Annotated in this window: 19 protein-coding genes; 11 read left to right on the forward strand and 8 right to left on the reverse strand. The window is 68.6% G+C overall.

The window, feature by feature from the left end; all coding sequences use genetic code 11:
• From AC3WRI_RS08490 to AC3WRI_RS08500, 3 genes are all read left to right on the forward strand, one after another.
• Nucleotides 1-407, forward strand: a 407-nt coding sequence (locus tag AC3WRI_RS08490; RefSeq protein WP_492293114.1) for a hypothetical protein, incomplete at its 5' end; no start/stop codon positions are given.
• 76 nt (nt 408-483) lie between these two features.
• Entirely contained in the window at nt 484-2,079 is a 1,596-nt protein-coding gene (locus AC3WRI_RS08495) for an exonuclease domain-containing protein (RefSeq protein ID WP_492293115.1), read from the forward strand.
• A 113-nt stretch (nt 2,080-2,192) separates the two neighbouring features.
• Nucleotides 2,193-2,633 (forward strand): hypothetical protein, encoded by a 441-nt coding sequence (locus AC3WRI_RS08500; RefSeq protein WP_010811651.1) that lies wholly within the window; start codon nt 2,193-2,195, stop codon nt 2,631-2,633.
• Nucleotides 2,634-2,671: 38 nt separating this feature from the next.
• On the opposite strand, the gene AC3WRI_RS08505 is transcribed toward AC3WRI_RS08500, so the two are convergent.
• From AC3WRI_RS08505 to AC3WRI_RS08515, 3 genes are all read right to left on the reverse strand, one after another.
• Complete coding sequence (locus AC3WRI_RS08505; RefSeq protein WP_010811652.1) at nt 2,672-3,679, reverse strand: Bug family tripartite tricarboxylate transporter substrate binding protein; 1,008 nt, start codon at nt 3,677-3,679, stop codon at nt 2,672-2,674.
• Nucleotides 3,680-3,814: 135 nt separating this feature from the next.
• The gene (locus AC3WRI_RS08510) at nt 3,815-4,789 is read right to left on the reverse strand and encodes a pyridoxamine 5'-phosphate oxidase family protein (protein WP_492293116.1); all 975 of its coding nucleotides are present in this window, start codon (nt 4,787-4,789) and stop codon (nt 3,815-3,817) included.
• Between the two features lie 54 nt (nt 4,790-4,843).
• Nucleotides 4,844-5,485, reverse strand: a complete 642-nt coding sequence (locus AC3WRI_RS08515; RefSeq protein ID WP_492293118.1) for a glutathione S-transferase family protein — start codon at nt 5,483-5,485, stop codon at nt 4,844-4,846.
• A gap of 98 nt (nt 5,486-5,583) precedes the next feature.
• Between AC3WRI_RS08515 and AC3WRI_RS08520 the strand changes: the two genes are divergently transcribed.
• From AC3WRI_RS08520 to AC3WRI_RS08535, 4 genes are all read left to right on the forward strand, one after another.
• Nucleotides 5,584-6,486 carry a LysR family transcriptional regulator gene (locus AC3WRI_RS08520; protein ID WP_081645122.1) on the forward strand — a complete coding sequence of 301 codons (903 nt, stop codon included), beginning with the start codon at nt 5,584-5,586 and terminating at the stop codon, nt 6,484-6,486.
• Between the two features lie 23 nt (nt 6,487-6,509).
• Entirely contained in the window at nt 6,510-7,244 is a 735-nt protein-coding gene (locus AC3WRI_RS08525; RefSeq protein WP_037024178.1) for a VIT1/CCC1 transporter family protein, read from the forward strand.
• A 157-nt stretch (nt 7,245-7,401) separates the two neighbouring features.
• On the forward strand, nt 7,402-8,088 hold the full coding sequence (locus AC3WRI_RS08530; protein WP_010811657.1) for a TetR/AcrR family transcriptional regulator: 687 nt from the start codon (nt 7,402-7,404) through the stop codon (nt 8,086-8,088).
• 197 nt (nt 8,089-8,285) lie between these two features.
• Nucleotides 8,286-8,960 carry a histidine phosphatase family protein gene (locus AC3WRI_RS08535; protein WP_010811658.1) on the forward strand — a complete coding sequence of 225 codons (675 nt, stop codon included), beginning with the start codon at nt 8,286-8,288 and terminating at the stop codon, nt 8,958-8,960.
• A gap of 173 nt (nt 8,961-9,133) precedes the next feature.
• Here the strand turns inward: AC3WRI_RS08535 and AC3WRI_RS08540 are convergent, their stop codons facing one another.
• The 3 genes from AC3WRI_RS08540 to AC3WRI_RS08550 all read right to left on the reverse strand — a co-directional run bounded on the left by AC3WRI_RS08540 (nt 9,134) and on the right by AC3WRI_RS08550 (nt 11,902).
• Nucleotides 9,134-10,309, reverse strand: coding sequence for an acetyl-CoA C-acetyltransferase (locus AC3WRI_RS08540; RefSeq protein WP_058697868.1), 1,176 nt, complete (start codon nt 10,307-10,309; stop codon nt 9,134-9,136).
• A 146-nt stretch (nt 10,310-10,455) separates the two neighbouring features.
• Nucleotides 10,456-10,926 carry a PaaI family thioesterase gene (locus tag AC3WRI_RS08545; protein WP_010811660.1) on the reverse strand — a complete coding sequence of 157 codons (471 nt, stop codon included), beginning with the start codon at nt 10,924-10,926 and terminating at the stop codon, nt 10,456-10,458.
• 4 nt (nt 10,927-10,930) lie between these two features.
• Nucleotides 10,931-11,902, reverse strand: a complete 972-nt coding sequence (locus tag AC3WRI_RS08550) for an NAD(P)H-dependent flavin oxidoreductase (RefSeq protein WP_010811661.1) — start codon at nt 11,900-11,902, stop codon at nt 10,931-10,933.
• 215 nt (nt 11,903-12,117) lie between these two features.
• Between AC3WRI_RS08550 and AC3WRI_RS08555 the strand changes: the two genes are divergently transcribed.
• Nucleotides 12,118-12,993, forward strand: a complete 876-nt coding sequence (locus AC3WRI_RS08555; RefSeq protein ID WP_010811662.1) for a crotonase/enoyl-CoA hydratase family protein — start codon at nt 12,118-12,120, stop codon at nt 12,991-12,993.
• A 34-nt stretch (nt 12,994-13,027) separates the two neighbouring features.
• The gene (locus tag AC3WRI_RS08560) at nt 13,028-13,699 is read left to right on the forward strand and encodes a nitroreductase (protein ID WP_011616787.1); all 672 of its coding nucleotides are present in this window, start codon (nt 13,028-13,030) and stop codon (nt 13,697-13,699) included.
• 37 nt (nt 13,700-13,736) lie between these two features.
• Here AC3WRI_RS08560 and AC3WRI_RS08565 read toward each other — a convergent pair whose 3' ends face one another.
• On the reverse strand, nt 13,737-16,499 hold the full coding sequence (locus tag AC3WRI_RS08565; RefSeq protein ID WP_011616786.1) for a winged helix-turn-helix domain-containing protein: 2,763 nt from the start codon (nt 16,497-16,499) through the stop codon (nt 13,737-13,739).
• Nucleotides 16,500-16,656: 157 nt separating this feature from the next.
• On the reverse strand, nt 16,657-18,204 hold the full coding sequence (locus AC3WRI_RS08570; RefSeq protein WP_011616785.1) for an AMP-binding protein: 1,548 nt from the start codon (nt 18,202-18,204) through the stop codon (nt 16,657-16,659).
• Nucleotides 18,205-18,458: 254 nt separating this feature from the next.
• On the opposite strand from AC3WRI_RS08570, the gene AC3WRI_RS08575 reads away from it, so the two are divergent.
• A complete protein-coding gene (locus AC3WRI_RS08575; protein WP_010811666.1) occupies nt 18,459-19,610 on the forward strand; it encodes an acyl-CoA dehydrogenase family protein in 1,152 nt (383 codons plus the stop codon).
• A 45-nt stretch (nt 19,611-19,655) separates the two neighbouring features.
• Nucleotides 19,656-20,891, forward strand: a complete 1,236-nt coding sequence (locus tag AC3WRI_RS08580) for an acyl-CoA dehydrogenase family protein (protein WP_011616784.1) — start codon at nt 19,656-19,658, stop codon at nt 20,889-20,891.
• The last annotated feature ends 108 nt before the right edge of the window (nt 20,892-20,999 follow it).

A 20,999-nucleotide genomic window follows, 5' to 3' on the forward strand; every position in this document is an offset into this window, starting at 1 on the left:
CTCTGTGTGGACCCGAAGGTCCTCGCTCTTTCGAGCGGTCGCTCACTCTCAGAAAACTGACTGACCAGATCCGAAGATCCAGTCACGTTTTGCTGTGCGAGCACTGTATAACTTGTGAAGCAACACTGTCCGAAGACAGTGGCGTCCGCTACCCAGCGCCCACACTTATCGGTTGTTTGGTTGTTAAAGAACTTCGCCGCCGGCTTTGCCGTTCAGCGCCGCTGCGTTGTCTGCAGCAGAGAAACAAGATTATGCAGAGCTTTCTTCGTTTCGTCAACCGTTTCAGCATCTTTTTTCGCTGCGGCCAGCGCGCCAACTTCGCTGCGCCAACCCTTCCGGTCGACCCCGCAACCCTTGCTGCGTCTGCTTTGCAGCGCTGCGTTGTGTTGCGAGGGGGCGAATATTAAGTGACCGCAGCGGGGTTGGCAAGGGGTTTTTGAAAACTTCTTCGTGCCACCATCAGCGCCGCCTTAGAATCGGCAAATGCCTGACATGCCTACCTACCTGCCGTCGCGCCTGCCAGCGGACGGGGCGCGCCTGCTCGACGCCCAAGCTCTCGCCGCGGCGCTGTCGCGCCCTATTGTCTTTGTCGACCTGGAGACCACCGGCGCGGACGCCCAGCGCGACCGCATTACCGAGATCGGCGTGGTCGAAGTCGGCCCGGACGGCATCATTGAATGGGACACCCTGCTCGACCCCGGCATGTCGATCCCGCCGTTCATCCAGCGCATGACTGGCATTACCGAAGAGATGGTGCGCGGCCAGCCGAGCTTCGAGTCACTGGCGGAATCGCTTGCCGAACGCCTGCAAGGCCGCTTGTTCGTGGCGCACAACGCGCGCTTCGACTATGGCTTCCTGAAGAACGCCTTCCGACGTGCCGGCGTGACCTTCCGGGCCGACGTGCTGTGCACGGTAAGGCTGTCGCGCTCGCTGTTCCCCTCCGTGGAACGCCACGGCCTGGATGCGCTGATCGCGCGCTTCGGCCTGACGCCCAAGGGCCGCCACCGCGCGCTGGCCGATGCCGAGCTGCTGTGGCAGTTCTGGCAGAAGATCCATGCCACGTATTCGGTCGACCTGGTGGAATCGGCCGTGCGCACGCTGGTGCGGCGGGCCAGCCTGCCGGCCGGCCTGGACGAAACCGCGCTGGAAGACGTGCCGGCGGCGCCCGGTGTCTATATCTTCTATGGCGACCAGGACGTGCCACTCTATATCGGCAAGAGCGTGCACCTGCGGCAACGGATCGGCGCCCACTTCTCCGGCGACTACCGGTACGGCAAGGATATGCGGCTGGCCCGGCTGGTACGCCGTGTGGAATGGCGCGAGACCGGCGGCGAGACCGGCGCGCTGCTGCTCGAAGCCCGGCTGGTCAAGGCGATGCAGCCGGTGCACAACCAGCTGCTGCGCCGCAATGCCCGGCTCTATGCCTGGGAACTGCCGCAGCAGCTGCCGGTGCCACGCCTGCGCTCGGATCGAGATACGGATTTCTGCCGGCATCGCGACCTGTTCGGCGTGTTCGGCAGCCGCGGCGCGGCAGAGGATCGCTTGCGCGCGCTGGCGCAGGAACACGGCCTGTGCCTGGCCACGCTGTCGCTGGAGAAAACCACCCGCCGTGGCAGCCCCTGCTTTGCGCGCCAGGTCCATCGCTGCGCCGGTGCCTGCGTCGGCGCCGAGCCGTCGGGCGCGCACCGCGCCCGGCTGGCCGCCGCGCTGGCGCCGATCGCGCTGATGCCCTGGCCCTTCGATGGCCCGGCTGCCTGGCGCGAGCAGCACGACGGACGCACCTGGTGGCATGTCGCCGACGACTGGTGCTACCTGGGCTGCGCAGCCACGCTGGAAGAAGCGCAGGCGTTGGCGGCAGCACCAGCGCATTTCGACCTCGATACATACCAGATCCTCGCGCCGCGGCTGGCGCAATGGATGCCGCAGGCGGTGCCGCTGTCCGTGCACAGGCCGTTCACGCTGACCGCCCCCGAGGCCCCCGCCCGGGCGCCACGCCCGGCACGCATCCCGGCCGGACAGACTGCCCGCAAGGCGCCACCGGCTGCCGCACAGCAACCCCTGGGCCTGGTCTCCGACTGAAGCCGGCCACGCTCTGTGCGTCATCGCGCAGAGCACGCTTGCAGCGAGGCACGCGGCTCCGCTAGCCTGCACAGGCCGGCCCTTGCAGCCGGCTGCGCCGATGCGGAGCCTACATGCCAGCCAACCCAATCCTTCCGGCCGAAACGGCCCGCGGCGCCGTCAGCGTGCGTGCAAGCCTGGCCGTCTTGTGGGCGGCTGCCATCACCGGTGCCTGCGCCGGCCTGGAGGCCAGCGCCATGCAGGACGTCTTCGATTCCTGGAAAAACGTCCCCGTCGATGAGGCGAAGCGCCAGTGGGGTCCGCCGCAATCGGTGCAGGTCCTGCCCTCCGGCACGGCCTATGTCTGGAACGATTCGATTGCGCCCGCGCGCCCCCCGGGCAGCGGCCCGCGCGATGCCGGCATGGAGCGCACGCCGGTACCGGGCCAATGCCAGCGCAAGCTGGTGACCGGCCAGGACGGCATCGTCATCGGCGGCGAATGGCGCGGCGATGCCTGCTGCATCACCGCGCTCGTCGGCCACTGCGCAAGCCTGAAATATCGGGGCCGCAGCTGAGCCATGAGCCACGGCACCCGCGGGTGCCCGCCCGGGGCTCAGTCGATACTTGCGCCCGACGCCTTCACTGCCTGCCCCCAGCGCTTCTGCTCCGCCGTGATCGTGGCGGCAAATGCCTCCGGCGACTGCCATGCGGGCTCGGCACCCTGCTGCTCGAGCTTCGCCTTGGTGTCGGGGTCGGCCAGCACCGTGCGCAAGGCACCGGACAGGCGTGAGACCACCTCCCTGGGCGTGCCCGCCGGCGCCAGCATGCCGTAGAAGCCAACCACCTCGAAGCCCTTCAGCCCGGCCTCCTGCATCGTCGGCACATCCGGCAGCGCGGGCGAGCGCTGCGGCGACGTCACCGCCAGCGCACGCACCTTGCCTGCCTTGATGTACTGCGTGAACAGCGGGATCGAGTCGGCCATCATCTGCGCCTGGCCGCCCATCACGTCGGTCAGCGCCGGCGAGCTGCCCTTGTACGGGATATGGACGATGAACGTGCCCGAAGCCTGCTTGAACATTTCCGGCATCAGGTGCGAGATGCCGCCATTGCCGCCCGAGGCAAAGTTCAGCTTGCCCGGGTTGGCCTTGGCATAGCTGATGAACGCCTTCAGGTCGCGCGCCGGCACGTTGTTGTTGACCACCATCACCAGCGGGATCAGCGCCGTGCGTGCCACCGGCGCGAAGTCCTTCGGCATGCTGTAGGGCAGCTTGGGATAGAGCGAGTTGTTGATGGCCATCTGCCCAGTGTTGGCCAGCAGCAGCGTGTAGCCGTCGGGCGCGGACTTGGCGACGTTGTCCGAGCCGATATTGCCGGCGGCGCCGGCCTTGTAGTCGATCACGATGGTCTGGCCCAGGATCGGCTGCAGCTTTTCGGCCAGCAGGCGCGCGTGCGTGTCGACCGGGCCGCCGGGCGGGAATGCCACCACCAGCCGGATCGGCTTTTCCGGCCAGGCCGCTTGCGCGGTCCCCGCCGCCAGTGCCAGCGGCGCGGCGGCCAGGGCCAGCAGTGCGTGTCTCAGGATGTCCCGGCGGGCTTGCGGCTTGTTCTTCGTCTTGTCCACGGTTGATTTCTCCTTGATACAGGGCTGCCCGCCAGCGCCCTGGTTCCGGGTGCTACGAACAGTCGCCAGCCGCCATTGTGACTCTTTTGTGACTTTATGATGTCATTTTTATGACAATCTCCCGGACTACCGGACTCAACGCACCGGCCACGCGCCCGTGTCCGCCAACACCGGCGAGTATTCGCGAAAACCGAAGCGCAGCGGCAATACCGCCGCACGCCGCACCACGCGCTCGACATGCAGCCGCACCAGCCGTTCGGCGCCGGCGTATGACGCCAGTTCATCGCCCTCCCAGATCACCTCGGCGCGCCCGCCCACATGCAGCAGCGAGCCATCGGCAAAATCCGGCACCACGATCCCGGCTTGCGGATTGGCCAGCAGGTTGCCGACCGTATTGAAGAAGTTGTTGCCGTTGAAGTCCGGGAACGTCAGCGTGCCGGCCTCGTCGACGCGGATAAAGCCAGGCTTGCCGCCGCGGTGCGAGACATCGGCGCCTCCGGTGTGCTCGCCCTCGTCCTGCGGAGATGCGGTGTGGCTGGTGGCGATGAACAGGGTATCGGCGCCGCGCAGCCAGGCCACCGCCTGCTCATCCAGCGCGTCGCCGTGCCAGGCGGGCGGCGCGGGCGCCGGCTCGGCCAGGCTCACGTCGCGCAACTGGATATAGCGCGGGCAGTTGCCAAAGCTCTGCTCGACCTCGACTGTCATCCCGCCCTCGTCGCGCGCCACGATGACCCCGTTCAGGCGGTTGCGCCGGCGCGTAGGCAGCTCGATCCCGAGCAGGCCGATGCGCGCGCCCTGCGCCAGCGCCGGGGCCGCCGGGTCGCCGGGCAGCGGCACGGCGTCGATACGCAGGTGGGTGGCATCAGGCGTATGCGCAAACCCCGGCGTCCCGGCCAGCATCGTGGCCCAGGGCTGCCCGTCGGCATCGACGGCGCCAACCAGCAGGAACGGCAGCTGCGCAAAGAACGTGCGGTGCTGCTCCGGCATCTCGCCACGGATTACCCGCGGGCCGGACGCGGCCATGCGTTCGCGCTTGCCGGCGCGCTCCTGGGCGGCCAGTTCGCCGGCGTGGAATGGCAGGCCGGCGTGCGGCCATGTGGGCAGATCCATGACTAGCTCCTTTTCCTTGTCGGATCGATTGGCGATACGCGGGTCCGGCAGGCGCTACGCCGCCAGGCCGACCTTCGACACCAGCATCGGCACGAAGCCGGGCAAGGCTTCGATGCGGCGCAGCCAGTCGTTCAGCGCGGGGTACGGCGCCAGCGGCACGTTGCCTTCCTCGGCGCGGGCGATATAGCTGTAGGCGGCAACGTCAGCAATGGTGGCATGGTCGGCCGCCAGGAACGGCTGCCCGGCGAGCAGGATTTCCATCAGCGTGAACAGCCGCTGCGCGCGGGCGATGGCATCGTCCATCGCCACCGGCCTGCCGAACAGCACGCCCAGGCGCGCCGCCGCCGGCCCGAAGGCAATGTCGCCGGCGGCCACCGATAGCCAGCGCTGCACGCGCGCCGCGCCCACCGGATCGCGCGGCAGCCAGCGGCCGTCGTCATAGCGCGTGGCCAGGTAGACCAGGATGGCGTTGGAATCGCCGACGACCACGCCGTCGTCATCCAGCACCGGCACCTGGCCGAACGGGTTCAGGCGCAGGAAGGCCTCGCCGCGCTGCTCGCCGCCGCGCAGGTCGACGTCCACCAGCCGGCAGGGCAAGCCCAGCAGCCCCAGGAACAGTTCTGCGCGATGGGCGTGGCCGGACACCGGCGAGCGGTACAGCACCAGCGGCTTGGCGGGGCGATTGGTTTCTTGCATGGCACTCTCCTCAACGGTTGGGATAGCCGGATTCTGGGCGCCGAAGCCGTTGCAATAAATAGGGCAATTGATATTTGACTACTCCAAAGAATGGAGTAATGTGTGGCGCCATGGACAAGCTACGCGCGATGCAGACCTTTGTGCGGATCGTCGACGAGGGCAGCCTGACGGCAGCCGCCACGACGCTGCATACCTCGTTGCCGGCGGTGGTGCGCACGCTGGCGGCGCTGGAATCCGAGTTGCAGGTCCGGCTGCTCAACCGCACCACGCGGCGGCTGTCGCTGACCGGCGAGGGGCGCAGCTACCTGGACAGCTGCCGGCGCATCCTGGCCACCATCGACGAGGTCGAGGCCGGCCTGACCGCCAGCCATGTCGAACCCAGCGGCCAGCTCACGCTGACCGCCTCGGTGCTGTTCGGCCAGATGTATGTGGCGCCGGCGGTCACGCGTTTCGTGCAGCGCTATCCGCGCGTGCGCTGCCGCATGGAATTCACCGACCGCGTGGTGAACCTGCTTGAAGAAGACCTGGACGTGGGGGTGCGCATCGGCCCGCTGGCTGATTCCACGCTGGTGGCGCAGACCGTCGGCAGCATCCGCCGCGTGGTGGTGGCCACGCCGGCCTACCTGCGCAAGCACGGCGTGCCACGCCATCCCGAGGAACTGGCCAGCGCCAACTGCGTGCGCTTCACCGGCAACCACGCGCACTGGTGGACCTTCCAGGAGGACGGCCGGGAGTTCCACGTGCAGGTCAGCGGCAACCTGGAATTCAACCAGACCGCGCCCGCCGTGGCTGCCTGTGCCGAAGGCGCGGGCTTCGGCCACTTCCTGTCCTACCAGGTCGCGCAACTGGTCGAAGCACGCAAACTGCGCATCGTGCTGCAGGATTTCGAGCAGCCGGCATGGCCGCTATCGCTGATCTATCCCCATGCGCGACTGTTGCCGGCACGCACGCGCGCCTTTATCGAATGGATGCGGGATGACCTGGGCCCGCGCTTCAACTGACAACGCTCCATCGCAAAAGGACCATGCCCCTGTCGAGCGCCCCCACTCCAACCGGCTTCGGCACCCGCGTACGGCGCCTGCTCCATCGACCGAGCGGCAACGCCTTGCGCGCAGCCGTGCTGGGCGTCAACGACGGGCTGGTGTCCAGCTTCTGCCTGGTGATGGGCCTGGAGGGCGCGGCGGCCTCGCGCGAGGCCGTCATCCTGGCCGGGCTGGCGGGCCTGGCGGCGGGCGCTTGCTCGATGGCGCTGGGCGAATGGCTGTCGGTGACCAACAGTCGCGAGATGAACAACAAGCGCCTGCGCGACATGGCGCACGAGCTCGCGCATGATGCCACCCGGGCCCGACAGCGGCTGGTCACGGTGATTGTGGGCAAGGGCGTGCTGCCGGCCGATGCCGAGCGTGCCGCCGACGAGATCATGCGCAACCCGCGCGCGGCCCTGGACACCTTTGCGCGCGAAGTGCTGGGCATCAACCCGCAGGAGCGCGGCGGCAACCCGGTGCAGGCGGCGGTAATTTCCTTCGTGCTGTACAGCAGCGGTGCGCTGGTGCCGTTGCTGCCGTTCCTCGTGACCGCAGGGCCATCGGCGCAGTTCGGCAGCATCGTCGCGTGCCTGGCCGGCCTTGGCCTGGTTGGCTGGGGCACCTCGTCGTTCAATGGCCGCCCGGGATGGTTCTCGGCGCTGCGGCAGGTGCTGATCGGGGGCATGGCGGCAGCCTTCACCTACGGACTGGGCACCGTGTTCGGATCGCTCTGACCCGCGCCGAGGCAAGCGGCACATGCGCGCCGCAACGCCACCTCCGGCGCAGCCCACCCACCCGCCACGCCGGGCTGCCACCCGACAAAATCCTTGACGCGTCGCGGCACGCACCGGTATTTTCAAATTCGAATCAGAATTCGAATACGGAGTGCCAATGTCAGCGACCCAATCCGGCTTCACCGCCAACGCCTCCTTTCCCCGTATCGATACCCCCTCGATCCTGCAGCCGCCGCGCCAGCGCCGTGCGCGTGAGACCGAACAGGCCTTGCTGGGCGCGGGCCGCGAACTGCTTGCCTCGCGTGACTTTGCCGCCGTTTCCGTGGCGCAGATCGCCGCGGCGTGCCAGGTATCGGTGGGTGCCTTCTATGGGCGCTTCCGCGACAAGATGGCCTATTTCGAGGCCTTGCGTGCGCTGGTCATGGAAGAAACCGCCGCGTCGACTGAGCGCTACCTGGCGCAGGAGCGCTGGGAGGACGTGCCGACACCGGTGCTGCTGGAAAAGGCCACGCGCTTCATGGTGCTCGGCACGCTGGCCAACCGCGGCGTGATCCGGGCATCGCTGCGGCATGCGTCCACGCGGCCCGAGGAATGGGTGCCCCACCGCCAGAGCGGCGAAGCCATCGTGGAGCGCATGGTGCAGTTGCTGGTGCCGCGGCTGGCGATGCCTGCCGACACCGCCGAGGTGCGCGTGCGCTTTGCCATGCAGGCGGTGTTCAGCGTGCTGGTCAATGCCGTGCTCAATGATTCCGGCCCACTGCACCTCGACGACGAACAGATGATCCCGGAACTCAACCGCCTGATGGCCGGCTATCTCGGCGTCCCCTGCGCAGAGCCGGCCTGAGCACACCACCGGCCCGCGCCACCCGCGGTAATGCAGCCAGGCCATGGCTGCCATGAATTGCGCAGCGCTTGCTTGGCTGGCGCGCCGGACCTCCCTAGAATGTGCCCACGCCGGGCGCCGTGCCCGGCGCCCCCGGCCTGCCGCAAAACGGCGCGCCGGGCGCAGCCCTATCCGCCTCACGTTTACCGGGACCGCTCATGGCCACGCTTTTCCTCGTCCGGCACGGACAAGCCTCGTTTGGCGCCGCCAACTACGATTGCCTGTCGCCGACCGGCCGCCAGCAGGCGCGCTGGCTGGGCGAGTATTTCCAGGAGCGCGGCGTCAGCTTCAGCCGCGTGGTGTCCGGCACGCTGGTGCGCCAGCAGGACACCGCCAGCGAGATCCTGGCCGGCATGGGTCAGCCGCAGACAGCGATCGTCTCGCACGCGGGCCTGAACGAATACGACGGCGAGGCGCTGTACCGTTGCCACACCGGCGGCGCCGACCACCGCGCGCACCAGAACGGCGACTACAACGACTACTGGCGCACCTTCCGCGCGGCCTACGCCGCATGGACCCAGGACGGGCTGGCCGAGATGCCCGAGAGCTGGGCCGATTTCGGCGCCCGCATTACCGGCGCCCTGGCGCACGCAAGCGAAGGCATGACGCGCGAGGATGCCATCCTGGTGGTGAGCTCCGGTGGCGCCATCGGCCGCGCCACGGCCGACCTGCTTGGCGCACCTGCACAGGCCGCCATCGAGATGAACCTGCAATTCCGCAATACGGCGTTCTGCGAGATCATCGTCGGCCGCGGCGTGCAGCGGCTGCTGAGCTTCAACAACGTGCCGCACCTGGAACGCGCCGACCGGCGCAGCGCAGTGACGTTCGCCTGACGCGCGCGACACACCGCAAACAAGAAAAGCCGCGAAAATCGCGGCCCCCTTTTCCGGCTGCTGGCGCGGGCACTCTGACATGCCCGCGCCGCCGGTCCTTCTCCCTTTACTACTCCTTGCTGCGGCGATCCATGCGCTGCGTGCCTGTGCGGCACGCAGCGACTCTCACAGCTTTACAGGCGCTCGACGATGGTCACGTTGGCCAGCCCGCCGCCTTCGCACATCGTCTGCAGGCCGTAGCGCTTGCCGTGCGTATGCAGCGCATGTACCAGCGTGGTCATCAGCTTGGCGCCCGAGCCGCCCAGCGGATGGCCCAGCGCGATCGCGCCGCCATGCACGTTCAGGCGCGCCGGATCGGCGCCGGTGGCCTTCAGCCAGGCCAGCGGCACCGGGGCGAAGGCTTCGTTGACTTCGAACAGGTCGATATCGCCGATGCGCAGGCCCGCCTTCTTCAGCGCGACTTCCGTGGCCGGCAGCGGCGCTTCCAGCATCACGACCGGATCATGGCCGATCACCGTCATGGCGTGCACGCGCGCCAGCGGCTTGACGCCAAGCTTCTTCAGTCCGGCCTCGTTGACCACCATCAGGCCGGCGGCGCCGTCGCAGATCTGGCTGGCGGAAGCGGCAGTCACGCGGCCGCCTTCGGCGATCAGCTTGACGCTGCCGATGCTTTCCAGCGTGGCGTCATAGCGGATGCCTTCGTCAGTGGTGTGCATTTCACCGTTGGCACCGTCGGCCGTGCGCACTTCCACCGGCAGGATTTCGGCGGTGAAGCGGCCCGACTTGGTGGCGGCGATGGCGCGCTGGTGGCTCTGCAGGGCGTAGGCATCCAGCTGCTCGCGCGACAGGTCGTACTTGCGCGCAATCATTTCGGCGCCGGTGAACTGGCTGAACTGCACGCCGGGATAGCGCGCCTCGATGCCGGGGCTCTTGGGCACACCGAAACCGTTCTTGGCCGGCAGCTGCGACGACAGGCCCATCGGCACGCGCGTCATGCTTTCCACGCCGGCGGCGATGACGATGTCCATCGCGCCCGACATCACTGCCTGCGCGGCAAAGTGCAGTGCCTGCTGCGACGAACCGCACTGGCGGTCCACCGAGGTGCCGGGCACGCTTTCAGGCAGGCGCGAGGCCAGGATGGCATTGCGCGCCACGTTGCCGGCCTGCTCGCCGACCTGGCTCACGCAGCCCATGATGACGTCTTCGACCAGCGCCGGGTCGGCGCCGGTGCGTTCCACCAGTGCGTCCAGCACCTGTGCGGCCAGGTCGGCCGGATGCCAGCCCGACAGCTTGCCGCCCTTGCGGCCGCCGGCGGTACGGACCGCCGCGACGATATATGCCTCTGCCATGTGATCTCCTTGGTTCGGTGCAGGCTGCCGGGGCAGCCATGGTGTTGTCCGGAGTGCCGGCATCTGGCGCCGGCAGTGTCGCTTTGCATTGTTGCGCCGCGGGTGGTGGCAAGCGTCGTCGGAAGCGACGAAGTTTGCCGCAGGCCTCAGGTGCGCGGCGCCAGCACTGCAAAGATTGCGGTCGCGCGCAGCAGGCAGCGCTCGCCACTGACCAGCCGGCAGGTGCCATAGCGCAGGCGCGAGCCGAGCTTGTCGAACTCCACGCGGGCCTCGACCCAGTCGCCCAGGCGCGCGGAATCCAGGTAGTCCAGGCTCAGGTTGACGGTCACCGCGCTTTTGGAGCGCCCGGTTTCCAGCGACATCATCATGCCGATGGCGGTATCGGCCAGCGTCGCCAGCATGCCGCCGTGCGGGATGCCCAGGTTATTCAGGTGACTCTCGTCGATGCGCACCGCCAGCGTGCGGCGCTCCGCATGCAGGTAGAGCTGGCCGAAACCTGCCATGTAGCCGCTCATGCTGCGCAGCGGGACGAAGCCCTCCGGCACGTCCCCGCCGGCAGCTTCGCCCGGCGCGGCGATGGCCTGGGTCATCGCCCGCTCGATTTCAGCCTCGGCCATGGCGTCAGGCAAAGAAGCGCGAGGCCACGCTGAGGTGCTCTCGGCAATCGGCCACCATGCGCGTGATCAGTTCTTCGCAGCTGGGCACGTCGTCGATCAGGCCCACGCACTGGCCGGCGCTGATGATGCCACTGTCGGTCTCGCCCGCCTTGAGCGCCGCCTTGCCGCGCACGCCGGCGACCAGGTGCTTGACGTCCTCGAACTGCGCGCCGCCCGGGCGGCGTTCAATGCTCACCACCTCGTCCGACACGGCGTTCTTGAGCACGCGCGCGGTGTTGTGCAGCGTGCGGAAGATCAGGTTGGTATCGCGCTCGCTGGCCTGCACCAGCGCCTTCTTGACGTTGTCGTGGATCGGCGCCTCGCGCGTGGCGCAGAAGCGCGTGCCCATGTTGACGCCCTCGGCGCCCAGCACCAGTGCCGCCGCCATGCCGCGTCCGTCGGCGATGCCGCCGGAGGCGATCACCGGGATCGACAGCTTGCGCACCGCCTGCGGGATCAGCACCATGCCGGGCACGTCGTCCTCGCCGGGGTGGCCGGCGCACTCGAAGCCGTCGATCGACACCGCGTCCACGCCCAGGCGCTCGGCCGACAGCGCATGGCGCACCGCCACGCACTTGTGGATCACCTTGATGCCGGCGGCCTTGGCGCGCGCGATATGTTCCTTGGGGTTGTTGCCGGCGGTTTCCAGCACCTTGATGCCGCTTTCGATGATGACGTCGAGGTAGCGCGCGTACGGCGGCGGGTTGATCGACGGCAGCAGGGTCAGGTTCACGCCGAACGGCTTGTCGGTCATCTCGCGGCAGCGGCGGATCTCTTCGGCCAGCGCCTCGGGCGTGGGTTGCGTCAGCGCCGTGAGGATGCCCAGCCCGCCGGCGTTGGAAACGGCGGAGGCCATCTCGGCGTAGCCAACCCATTGCATGCCACCCTGGATAATCGGGTAGCGGATGCCAAGCAGTTCGGTGATTCGTGTCTTCATGGTTGTCCCTTTGCTGTCTGCGCCGGCAGGCGCGCGGTAGTGCCGGCCCTGCCGCTTGATCGGGGTCAGTCTACGGCCAGGTGCCGATTCCGAGCCTCGTCGGAAGCGACGATTGCGGGCGGCGCATTCTGCACTAGTGTTGACCGAGCCCCGTGCCGGCGCCCCGCCCCGGCACACTTCCTCCCATATTCGCAGCATCCCGGCAGGAGCCCCCCATGACGCAAGCCACGCCTTCGTTCGAAACCCTGCGCTACGCCGTTGCAGACGGTGTCGCCACCATCACCCTGCACCGCCCGGACCAGCTCAATGCGTTCACCGCGCAGATGATGCATGAACTGATCGCCGCGTTCGACGCCACCGATGCCGACGACAACGTGCGTGCCGTGATCGTCACGGGCTCGGGCCGCGCCTTCTGCGCCGGCGCCGACCTGTCCGGCGGCAGCTCCACCTTCGACTTCGAGAAGCGTTATGGCGCCAGCCCCGACAGCGCGCACCGCGACGGTGGCGGGCGCGTGTCGCTGCGCATCTTCCGCAGCCTCAAGCCGGTGATCGCCGCGGTCAACGGCGCCGCGGTCGGCGTGGGCGTGACCATGCAGCTGCCGATGGATATCCGGCTGGCGTCGACCGACGCCAAGTTCGGCTTTGTCTTTGCGCGCCGGGGCATCACGCCCGAAGCGGCGTCGTCGTGGTTCCTGTCGCGCGTGGTCGGCATCTCGACCGCGCTGGAATGGTGCTATACCGGCCGCGTGTTCTCGGCCCAGGAAGCGCATGAGCGCGGCCTGGTGCGCTCGCTGCACGCGCCGGAAGACCTGCTGCCTGCCGCCCAGGCCATTGCCCGCGAGATCGCCGCCAATGCCGCGCCGGTTTCGGTAGCGATCTCGCGCCAGCTGATCTGGCGCATGGCCGGCGCCAGCCACCCGATGGAAGCGCACAAGCTCGACAGCCGCGCGATCCAGTCGCGCGGGCGCTCCGCCGACGTCAAGGAAGGCGTCAGCGCCTTCCTGGAGAAGCGTCCCGCCGCCTTCCCGGAAACCGTGTCGCACGACATGCCGGACTTCTTCGACTGGACCAGCGAGCCGCCCTTCATCTGAAGCGCGCCCGTCGATCAACTTTTCCGGAATTCGCATGAAAGTCAGCCAAGCCGTCGCCAGTCGCAAGTCCGTCCGCGGCTTCCTGCCCCGGGCCGTTGCGCCCGACACCATCCGCCGCGTGCTCGACGCCGCCGCGCGCGCCCCCTCGGGGGGCAACCTGCAGCCCTGGCATATCCATGTCATCGGCGGCGAGGCCCTGGAGGGGCTGCGCGCCATCATGCGCAAGCGCATCGCCCAGGCGCCCGCGGGTGAAGAGCGCGAGTACGACATCTACCCGCGCGAGCTGGTCTCGCCCTACCGCGACCGCCGCTTCCAGGTGGGCGAGGCGCTCTACCACTACCTCGGCATCCCGCGCGAGGACAAGGCGCGGCGGCTGGCGCAGTTTGCCAACAACTTCACCTTCTTCGGCGCGCCGCTGGCGCTGTTCTGCACCGTGGACCGCCGCATGGGCCCGCCGCAATGGTCGGACCTGGGCATGTACCTGCAGACGGTGATGCTGCTGCTGCGTGAAGAAGGGCTGGACAGCTGCGCGCAGGAATGCTGGGCGATGTACCCGCAGACCCTCGGCAAGTTCCTGTCGCTGCCGGCCGAACGGATGCTGTTCACCGGCATGGCGATCGGCTACGAAGACCCCGAGGCGCCCGCCAACCAGCTGCGTTCCGTGCGCGCACCGCTGGAGGAATTCACGGAGTTCATGGGCATCTGAGCCGCAAGCGCGCGCGGGCTGACCTGCGCGCGCGGCCTCAGAGCAGCCCGAGCTGGCGTGCAATGGCCACCGCCTGGGTGCGGTTGCTGGCGTGCAGCTTGGCGCTGATATTGCGCAGGTGCGTGCGCACCGTGGTTTCGGACACGAACAGGCGCTCGGCCATGGCCACATTGGAATAGCCCTCGGCCAGCAGTTGCAGCACCTTCTGCTCCTTGGGCGTCAGCGGCTCCACCAGCGCCGCCGGCGCCGGCCGGCCGGTACCGGCGGCCTGCTCGCTCCCGGCCTGGCCGCAGGCCTGCAGCAGCCTTTCCACATAGGGGGCAGGCAGGCTGGCCGACTGGCGCGAGCAGGCATCGGCCACCAGCCTGCGCACATCGTCGCCCTCGTCGGCAAAGATGCGGACAAAGCCTTCGGCAGCGCCGAAACGCAGCGCCTCGCCCATCACCACCAGCGCGTGCGCGCCGTCGCCGGTGCGCTGGCACGCCTGCGCCAGCAGGATGCGCAGCTTGAGCGCGCGGCGCATCAGCTGGTTGCCGGCGGCAGCCGCCAGCTCGCGCTCGATGACCTCGCGCACCGGCGTGCCCGGGCGCGCATACAGGTCCAGCCGCAGCCGGCCAAGGGTGATGTCCTCGACATCGCTGGCAAAGGAGCTGACCCCGGGCCGCGTGCGCCACAGCGCCGGATCGGCGGCGCGTTCGATCGCCTCCTGCGCCGCGTGAACATTGCCCTGGCGCAGTGCCAGCCGTGCGCGCTCCAGCATTGCCGCCATCACCAGCCGCGTCAGCCCGCGGTGGTGCCCCAGCGCTTCCAGTTGCGCCAGCCATTCATGCGCCTGGTCGGCTTCGCCGCGCTCGAAGGCAATGCGGGCCAGCACCGTGTGCCCGGTGATGATCTGGTCAGGCAGCCCGAGGTCGCGCGACAGCGGCAGGTAGACGTTGAGCAATCGGCTGGCGCGCTCGGAATCACCGCTCTCGTACAGGCCTTCGGCCAGCAGGATGCCGGCCATGGCATTGCCGTTGGTGGGCCCGAAGCGGTTCGGCAGCATCGTGCTGGCGGCGATGCGAAACCGCGCCAGCGCCTGCTGCAGCCGCCCCTGGCGCAGGTCGATCAGCCCTTCGACCGATTCCGAGAAAATCTTGTTGAAATTGCTGTCCGAGCCTCGCACCGCGTGCCGTGCCACCTGCAGCAGCCGGCGCGCCTCCGGGTAGTCGCCGGCGACCGCAGCCAGGCGTGCCATCGACGTGCCCAGGATCGCATCGGGGAAGGCATAGCCCATCGGCAACGGCGGCAGCTCATTGCGGGCGAAGGCGCGCGCATCGTCGAAGCGGTCCATCATGTTCAGCAGCATGTGGCGCAGCGCGCGGATATGCGCCAGCAGGTCGCCGGCCGCGCCCTCGGTGGGGATCTGCTGCAGCAGGGCGATGGCTTCGGCCGGGCCGCGCGTGAACGACACCGCCCACACGCGCGCGATCTGCAGCTTGGGCCAGCGCGCCAGTTCTTCCGCCGGCACCGCCTCCAGCCAGCGCGTCAGCAGGCGCATGCGGCCCTGCGCCAGCAGGTCGTCCGCGGCGCCGTCCAGCAACGGCAGCGCGCGCGCCAGCGCACCGGCCGCGAAGGCATGCTCGATGGCGGGCACCGGGCGCCCCTGCGACTCATACCAGCGCGATGCCGACAGGTGCAGCTGCGGCACGGCGTCAGGCATGGCCTGCGCCAGCTGGCCGCGCAGGAAGCCGGAAAAGAGGCTGTGATAGCGGTACCACTGCTCCGATGCCGCACCGGAGCCACGCTCGCCATAGCGTTCGCTCTCCAGCGGCAGCAGGAACAGGTTGGCGCGCTCCAGCCAGGCCAGGATCTCGTCGCTGCTGCCAGCTGTCGCGGGCTTGCACACGGCGTCGCACAGCGGTCCGCACAACTGGTCCAGGATCGAGGTGCGCAGCAGGAAGTCGCGCACCGCCTCGGGCAGGTGCAGGAATACGTCTTCGACCAGGTAGTCGGCAATCGCCGCGTTGGAGCCGGAGAAGCCGGCGATAAAACCCTCTGGCTGGCTGCGCCGCTCCAGCGCGACTGACGCCAGCCACAATGCCGTGGCCCAGCCCTCGGTACGCCGGTGCAGCACGCTGATGGCCGCCTGCTCCAGCTTCAGCCCGCGCGCACGGCGCAGGAAGGATGCAGTTTCGCTGGCGGAAAAACGCAGCTGCGCGGGTTCGATCTCAAGCAGCTCGCCGCGCGCGCGCAGGCGGCCCAGGCCGGATTCCGGAACCCAGCGCGTGCCGATCACCACGCGGCAGCCGGGCGGCAGGCTTTCCACCAGTTGCCAGACCAGCCCGGTCACGGCGGCGTTCTGGATCGCTTCGAAATCATCGAGGAACAGCGTGAAGGCGCCGTTATGGCTGGCCAGGCGGTCGATCAGCGCGAGCGCCTGCTCGCCGGGATCCTGTGCCAGCGTCGCGTGCGCGGACCGGCCGGGGCCGCCGCCGCCCAGGCCCTGCGCGATGGCAGCTTCGACCGACCCCAGAAAGCGCGAGGCATCATTGTCCGACCGATCCAGCGTCAGCCAGGCGGTGCGCCCGCCCGCGGCCTCCAGGCGCGCGCGACACTGGAGCATGGCCGTGGTCTTGCCGAAGCCCGCCGGTGCACGCACCAGCACAAGCTTGACGAAACCGGCCGCGCACACGGTCTCGCAGATCGCCGCGCGCTCGACCTGGAACGGGGTCAGCAGCGGCGGACGCAGTTTGGCCGCCAGCGATGCGGCGCCGGCGGGCGGCGGCGCGCGCCGTCCGGTCTCCTCGATACTTGCCATTGGCTGTTGTCGTCTCCCGCACATCGCTGCCGTTGCAGGCCGCGCGATGCGCCCGCCCGCGCTGCGGATGCAGGCAGGCGGGCCGTGGCTGTGATGTAACGGAGGATTATGACGTAAACCGCCGCACTCGCGAAAATGCGGGCAGCGGCAGGCGGCCCTACACCAGCTTGTTGGCGTGGCCGCCCCAGTAGCGGTCGCGCAGCAGCCGCTTGAGCAGCTTACCGGTCGGCAGGCGCGGCAGCTCGGACGCGAAGTCGACCGAGCGCGGGCACTTGATGGCCGACAGGTTGGCGCGGCAGAACGCGATCAGTTCCGCGGCCAGCTCGGGACCGGCCTGGCTCATGTCGACGGGCTGCACCACGGCCTTGACCTCTTCGCCGAAGTCCTCGTTGGGCACGCCGATCACGGCCACGTCCATCACCTTGGGATGCGTCATCAGCAGGTTCTCGGCCTCCTGCGGGTAGATGTTGACGCCGCCGGAGATGATCATGTTGGCCTTGCGGTCGGTCAGGTACAGGTAGCCGTCCGCATCCACGTAGCCGACATCGCCGATGGTGCTCCAGTCCGGCTGCTGCGGGTGGCGCGACTCCGCGGTCTTGGCCTCGTCGTTGTGGTACGAAAAGTCGCGGCCTTCGGCAAAGTAGATCGTGCCCGATTCGCCCGGCGGCAGCAGCGCGCCGTCCGGCCCGCAGATGCGCAGCTTGCCGACCATGGCCCGGCCCACCGTGCCCTTGCGCTCCAGCCACTCCGGCGTGCTGACCACGGTCACGCCGTTGCCCTCCGTCCCGGCGTAGTACTCCCAGATCACCGGCCCCCACCACGCGATCATGGCTTCCTTGACCTGCACCGGGCACGGCGCGGCCGCGTGGATCGCCACGCGCAGCGACGACACATCATAGGCCTGGCGCTGCGCCTCGGGCAGCTTGAGCATGCGCGAGAACATCGTCGGCACCAGCTGCGTATGCGTGATGCGGTGCTGCTGCACCAGCTGCAGATAGTGCTCGGCATCGAAATGCTCCATCACCACCGCGGTCCCGCCCAGCGCCTGCACGGTCATGTTGTAGCGCAGCGGCGCCGCGTGGTACAGCGGCGCGGGCGACAGGTAGCGCGTCTCGGCATCGAAGCCATAGAGCCGCTGGCACAGGCTGGTCAGGGTCGTGGGATCGTCGATATTCGGGCTTGATGGCGGCGCATACACTCCCTTGGGCCGGCCCGTGGTGCCGGACGAATACAGCATGTCGCCGCCGGTCACTTCGTCATCGATGCGCGTTGCCGGGCAGCGCGCCAGCGCGGTCTCGTACGCGTCATAGCCCGGCATTGTGCCGTCCAGCATCAGCCTGCCGCGCAAGGCCGGCGTCTGCCCGGCCAGGGCTGCCGCGACCTCGGCCTGCGCGTGCGTGGTGACCAGCAGCCTGGCGCCGCTGTCATTGATGATGTGGGCGGCATCGGCCACGTTCAGCCGCGTGCTCAGGCAGACATAGACAATGCCGCTGCGCTGCGCGCCCCAGCACAGTTCGAACAGGCGCGGATGATTCTCGACCATGAACGCCACGCGGTCACCGGGCTGCAGTCCCTGGCTGCGGAACAGGTGGGCGACCTGGTTCGAGCGTTCGTCCAGTTCGCGGTAGGTGACGACTGCGCCGCTGCCACCCATGATGACGGCTGGTTTTTCGGGTGTGCGCTGCGCGTGGATGTGCGGATGCATGGCGTTGGACTCCTCGAGGGTGTCGGTGTGTTGGCGGATGCCGGTACCGCATTCTCGGAACCCCAGCCGGTTCAACCATCGTCGGAAGCGACGAAGCGGCACCGCCACCGTTTTGCCGCAGTGCCACAAAAAAGGGCTGCGTTCGCGCCGGAACAGCTTCGTCCGATGCGACGATGCGCCACCGGGCGGCCTGGCAGGATGATGCCCGCCAGACTACTGCAATCACGCCTCACCCCCATTCCGAAGGAGCCAAGGTGGATTTCCAGTTCAGCGAAGAACAGTCGATGCTGCGCGACACGCTCGCGCGTTACCTGGCCGACCACTATGATTTCGAAGCCCGCCGCGCTGCCGTGCAGTCCGCCGCGGGCTGGCGCCCGGACTGCTGGCGCGCATTCGCCCGCGAGCTCGGCATTCTCGGCGCGGCCTACCCCGAGGCGCTCGGTGGCCTGGGCGGCGGCGCGGCCGAGCACATGATCGTGATGGAACAACTGGGCCGCCACCTGGCGCTGGAGCCCTACCTGGGCACCGTGGTGCTGGGCGGGGGCGCGCTGATGCACGGCAGCCCCGAGCTGGCCGCGCAGTGGGTGCCGGCCATCATCGGCGGCGAAGCCACCGCCGCCTGGGCCCACGCCGAACCCGCCAGCCGCTACTGCCGCCACGACGTGCAGGCCGGCGCCACGCGCCAGGGCAACGGCTACAAGCTGAGCGGGCACAAGCACGCCGTGGTCGGCGCGCCGTTCGCCACCCACCTGGTGGTCAGCGCCCGCACCTCCGGCGCGCGCCGCGACCGGGACGGCATCAGCCTGTTCTGGATTGCGCGCGACACGCCGGGCGTGACGCTGCGCGAGTACCCGACCTTCGACGGCCTGCGTGCTGCCGAGGTGCTGCTCGACAACGTGCAGGTGCCGGCGAGCCAGCGCATCGGCGCGGAAGGCGAAGCCTTTGCCCTGATCGAACAGCTGTGCGACGAAGCCATGGTCGCGCTCTGTGCCGAAGCCAATGGCGCGATGGCGCGCATGCTGGCCGACACCATCGACTATGCGCGCCAGCGCAAGCAGTTCGGCGTGCCGATCGGCACCTTCCAGGTGCTGCAGCACCGCATGGCCGACATGTACGTGCAGCTGGAGCAATCCGTGGCGCTGACCCAGGTGGCGGCGATGCAGGCTGCCAGCGCGCCGCAGGCACGCGCCCAGGCGGCGTGCGCGGCCAAGATCCAGGCCGGCCAGGCCGGTGCCTTTGTCGGCCAGGCGGCGGTGCAGATCCACGGCGGCATGGGCGTCACCGAAGAGCTGGCCGTGGGCCACTACTTCAAGCGCGTCACCGCGATCGACCTGCAGCTGGGCTCGGCCGAGCACCACCTGCGCCGCTACGCCGACCTGCTCTACCCCGCCCTGGCCGCGGCCTGAAGCCGGCATCCCCGAACCCAGACGATTACCCAGCGAGGCCCGTCGATGAATCTCGATTTCTCCCCGCAAGATCAGCAGTTCCGTGAAGACGTGCGCGCCTGGATCGCCCAGGCCTATGACGCCGACCTGCGCGCGATGATGGCGCAGTCCAAGAACGGCTACCTCGACAAGGCCGCGCAGCTGCGCTGGCAGAAGGCGCTGCACGCGCGCGGCTGGGCCGCGCCGAACTGGCCCAAGGAATACGGCGGGCCGGGCTGGACCCCGACCGAGCGCTTTATCTTCCAGTCGGAACTGGCCGCCGCCGGCTGCCCGCCAGTGTCGCCAATGGGCCTGAAGATGGTGGCGCCGGTGATCATGAAGTACGGCACGCCCGAGCAGAAGCAGCGCTTCCTGCCGCCGATCCTGAGCTCGGACGTGTGGTGGTGCCAGGGCTATTCCGAACCCAACTCCGGCTCCGACCTGGCCTCGCTGCAGATGCGCGCCGACCACGGCACCGACAGCGACGGCGAGCACTACATCCTGAATGGCTCCAAGATCTGGACCACGCATGCGCAGTGGGCCGACTGGATGTTCTGCCTGGTGCGCACCAGCCGCGAATCGAAGCGCCAGGAAGGGATTTCGTTCCTGCTGCTCGACATGCATACGCCCGGCATCACGGTGTCGGCGCTGCCGACGCTGGACGGTCCCATGACCGGCCAGCAGGAAGTGAACCAGGTCTTCTTCGAGAACGTGCGCGTGCCGGTGGCAAACCGCATCGGGGAGGAAGGCAAGGGCTGGACCTATGCCAAGTACCTGCTGGAGTTCGAGCGCGGCGGTACATATAGCCCGATGCTGCGCAAGCAACTGTCGAAGATCGCGGAGATTGCCGCGGAGCAGCCTGCCGACGACGGTGCCCGCCTGCTGGACGATCCCGCCTTCCGCCGCAAGCTGGCGGCGCTGCACCTGCGTGCTGCCGCGCTGGAAGCGGTTGAGTTGCGGGTGTTCTCAGGCGTGGAATCCGGGACCTCGATCGGGGCCGCGTCGAGCATGCTGAAGCTCACGGGCACTGAAACCCTGCAGGCAGCAAGCGAACTCGCGGTGGAAGCCGCGGGGCCGGCGGCGTTGCCGTTCGTGCAGGATACGTGGGCTGCGTTGCAAGGGCGCGAGGCCGCGCCGCGTGTCGGGCCGGATTATGCAGCCGTGCTGGCGCCGCGTTATTTCAACTATCGCAAGGCGTCGATCTACGGGGGGTCTAACGAGATCCAGCGCAATATCATTGCCAAGCTTGTGTTGGGGCTTTGAACGGTTCTGTTCCAGCCATGGTTTCAAAAGCAGCCGCCGTGTGCGGCTGCTTTTTTGGGACTTGGCGATATCGCATCAACGCCTTCGGCTGCGCCCCGCGCAAACGCA

The sequence above is a fragment of the Cupriavidus sp. FW305-27 genome (genome assembly GCF_058787995.1).